Annotated in this window: 2 protein-coding genes; both read right to left on the bottom strand. The window is 69.7% G+C overall.

Annotation, left to right across the window (positions count from 1 at the left end; all coding sequences use genetic code 11):
* Nucleotides 1-119: 119 nt before the first annotated feature.
* Entirely contained in the window at nucleotides 120-2,264 is a 2,145-nt protein-coding gene (locus tag ABZ471_RS48045) for an EAL domain-containing protein (RefSeq protein WP_359075472.1), read from the bottom strand.
* Complete coding sequence (locus ABZ471_RS48040; protein ID WP_359075471.1) at nucleotides 2,261-3,073, bottom strand: SAM-dependent methyltransferase; 813 nt, start codon at nucleotides 3,071-3,073, stop codon at nucleotides 2,261-2,263. Before ABZ471_RS48040 ends, ABZ471_RS48045 begins: the two co-directional genes overlap by 4 nt.
* Nucleotides 3,074-3,441 lie beyond the last annotated feature (368 nt).

Genomic DNA, 3,441 nt, shown 5'->3' with positions numbered 1-3,441 from the left:
TTGTGGTTTTTTTGTGTTTGTTTTTTTTTTTGGTTTTATTTTGGTTTGTGATGGGGGGGGGGGTGGTGGTGGGGTGTGGGGTTGGTGGGGGGGGGGCCGCCCCCCACAGCCCCCGCCGCTCAGCCCGTCGCGTCCACCAGAGCCAGTTCGTGCAGCCTCTCCGGTGGGCCCGGCCTCGCGTAGTACCAGCCCTGGGCCGTGTCGCAGCCCAGTATGCGCAGTTGTTCGGCCTGGGCGCCGGTTTCCACTCCTTCGACGGTGACCGCGAGGTCGAGGCTGTGGGCCAGGGTGACGATGCCCTCGACGATCTTCAGGTCGACGGGGTCGGCCGGGAACTGCTGCATGCCCTGGGTGAAGGAGCGGTCCAGTTTGAGGATGCTCACGGGTAGGCGGCGCAGGTTGGCGAGGTTCGAGTAGCCGGTGCCGAAGTCGTCCAGGGCGATGTCGACGCCCATCTCGGCGAGCCGGCGCAGGGGTTTGAGGAGGTCGTCGTCGGCGCCGATCAGTGCCGACTCGGTCACCTCCAGGCAGAGGGCGTCCGGGGCGACGCCCTCACGTTCGAGGATGTCCACCGTGTCCTGGACCAGGCCGGGATGGCTGAGCTGGCAGGGCGACAGGTTGACGTTGATGCGCAGAGGGCCGGCGGTCGTCTGTTCGCCGTACCGTTCTCGCCAGGCGCGGGCCTGCCGGATGGACTCCTCCAGCACCCAGCGGCCGAGCGGGACGATCAGGCCCGTGTGCTCGGCGAGCGGGATGAAACGGTCGGGACCGAGGACGCCGTGCTGCGGGTGCAGCCAGCGGACGAGTGCCTCTGCGCCGCGGACGCTGCCGTCGCCGAGGTGGACCAGGGGCTGGTACTCGATGAAGAACTCGCCGCGTTCCAGGGCGGTCGGCAGGGCGGTGGTCAGGCCGTGCCGGGTGATGGCGCGGGCGTCGGCCTCCGGGTCGGCGAGTTCGGAGCGGTTGCCGCCCGCCGACTTGGCCCGGTACATGGTGATGTCCGCGCTGCGCAGGACCTCCGCGGCGGTGCGCTCGCCGGCCGGGCCCTCCACGATGCCGAGGCTGCCGCGCACCAGCAGGTCGCGGCCGTCGATGCTGATGGGCGTGATGAGCGCGTTCATGATGCGTTCGGCCAGCTCGTCGACCTCGCGCTCGGTGCCGGGGCCGGTGGTCAGGGCCACGAACTCGTCGCCGCCGAGGCGGGCGACCATCTCGCCGGGCGCGGTCGCGCAGGACTGCAGCCGGTCGGCGACCTCCACCAGCAGCCGGTCGCCGGCCGCGTGGCCGAGGCTGTCGTTGATGGTCTTGAAGCCGTCCAGGTCGAGATAGCACAGGCCGAACCGTTGGCCCTTGCCCGCGCCGAGCACCTTCTCCAGGCGTTCGAAGAACAGTGTGCGGTTGGGCAGGCCGGTGAGTGCGTCGTGCGTGGCCTCGTAGCGCAGCCGGAGGTTGAGCAGGCGGCGCTCGGTGGTGTCCTCCATGAGGGCCAGCTGGTACTGCGGGTTGCCGTCGGTGTCGCGCAGCAGGGAGACGGTCAGGTTGGTCCACAGGACCGTGCCGTCAGGGCGGTTGAAGGCCTTCTCGACGTGGTAGTGCTCGCGTTCGCCGCGCACGAGTTCTTCGTAGAGCTTCCAGGTCTGGGGCGCGTCCTCGGGGTGGGTCCAGTCCAGGACGCGGCGGCCGCGCAGGGTCTGCTCGGGGAGGCCGAACATGCGCAGCAGCGCCCCGTTGACCTGGAGCACGTTCCCGTCCAGGTCGGCGATGCCGATACCTATGGCGGCGCCCTCGAAGACCGCCCGGAAACGGGCCTCGCTGGCGTGCAGGGCCTGCGCCACCACGCCCTGGGCCTGCAACGCGGCCTGGGCGATGGCCTCTTGCTCGCCGAGGGTGCGCTCGCGCAGGGCCTGCGCGTACCCGGCGGCCATCGCGTGCTGCAACCGCGAGGAGCGCATGCGCAGTTCGTCCTGGGGGCCGTCCTCGCCGCAGTAGAGGACGAGGTAGGCGTCGATGCAGTCCAGGGTGCGGGTGAGCGCCTCGGGGTCGGTGCAGTGCGCCTCGATCAGCGCGGCACCGATCGCCTTGGCCTCCTCGGCCGCGAAGCTGCGGGCCCGCAGGAGGCCGCTCAACCGGCGTGCGAGCGGAAGGAGTTGTTCCTCGAACTCCACGCGGGTCAGTGACGTGGAGGTGACCGGGAAGACCGCCCGGCCCCAGATCGTCGTCAGCCGGCGCAGTCTGTCCTCCGGCCCGTCCGGCTCCGCGCTCACGCCGTACGCCCCACGCCGGCGAACCCGGAGAAGGCATACGGATCCTCGTCCTCCGGCGCCGACTCCGGGCGCCAGTGCGGCATCTGCACCAGTCCGGGTTCCACCATGTCGTACCCCTCGAAGAACCGCGCGATCTCCTCGCGCGAGCGCATGATCAGCGGGTTGCGAATGTCCTTGTATACGTCCACCGCACCCTCGGCCCGCTCCGTCGGCAACGGGATTCCCTCGTACGAGGCATGGGTGAGGATCAGCAGGCTGCCGGGCGCGAGTGCCTCGCGCAGCTCGGCCACCGCACCGTAGGGGTCGTCCGCGTCTTCCACGAAGTGCAGTATGGCAACGAGAAGGAGGGCCACTGGCCGATTCAGGTCGATGAGGCGCTCCAGCAGGGGGCTGGAGAGGATCTCCTGGGGCTTGCGCAGGTCGGCTGCGATCACGTCGGCGTCGTCGTTGCCCTCCAGCACCGCCTGGCTGTGCGCGACCGCCACCGGGTCGTGGTCGACGTAGACGACGCGGGCGCCCGGTACGACGGCCTGGGCGACCTCGTGGACGTTGCCGAAGGTCGGGATGCCGGAGCCGATGTCGAGGAACTGGGTGATACCCTCCCCGGCCGCGAAGCGCACCGCCCGGCGCATGAACGCCCGGTTGGCCTGCATGATCTTCGGCAGACCCGGCATGAACTCCATCGCCTTGCGGGCCGCCTCGCGGTCGACCTCGAAATTGTACGAACCGCCCAGGTAGAAGTCGTAGATACGCGAAACGCTCGGCACCGAGATGTCGATGCTCCGGGGGGCCCAGGCGGGACGCTCCATGTATCTCTCCAAGGCGTAGACGACAGGCACAGGCGATCCGGTGTTCGAGCAGAGGCTACTGATCGCCCGCCAAAGGAGCGACCCGAACCGGAAATTGACCGTCCGTTCCCGGTCACTGCCTGCGGCAAGTGCCCGTGTGGCCCCGCTGTGTGACAACTGTCCCGGCATGAACGGGAGCGTCCGTACGACGCCCCCGAACGACACGGGACAGAGGTCCGCACGACACAACGGTCCGCCCCCTCCGTGCGGTGCGGAGGGGGCGGACCTTCGGTCACGCGCCGGCGGGCGGGGCGATCGACCCTGGGGAGGTGATCTCTACTTGCCCGGCGCGCCGACCGGCTTGCCGTCGGGCGAGACGGCGTACCAGG

It is taken from the genome of Streptomyces sp. NPDC005728 (assembly GCF_040630895.1).
GTDB lineage: Bacteria > Actinomycetota > Actinomycetes > Streptomycetales > Streptomycetaceae > Streptomyces.
The sequence above is the reverse complement of the archived record's forward strand: the minus strand, read 5'-3'. Positions and strand labels throughout refer to the sequence as shown.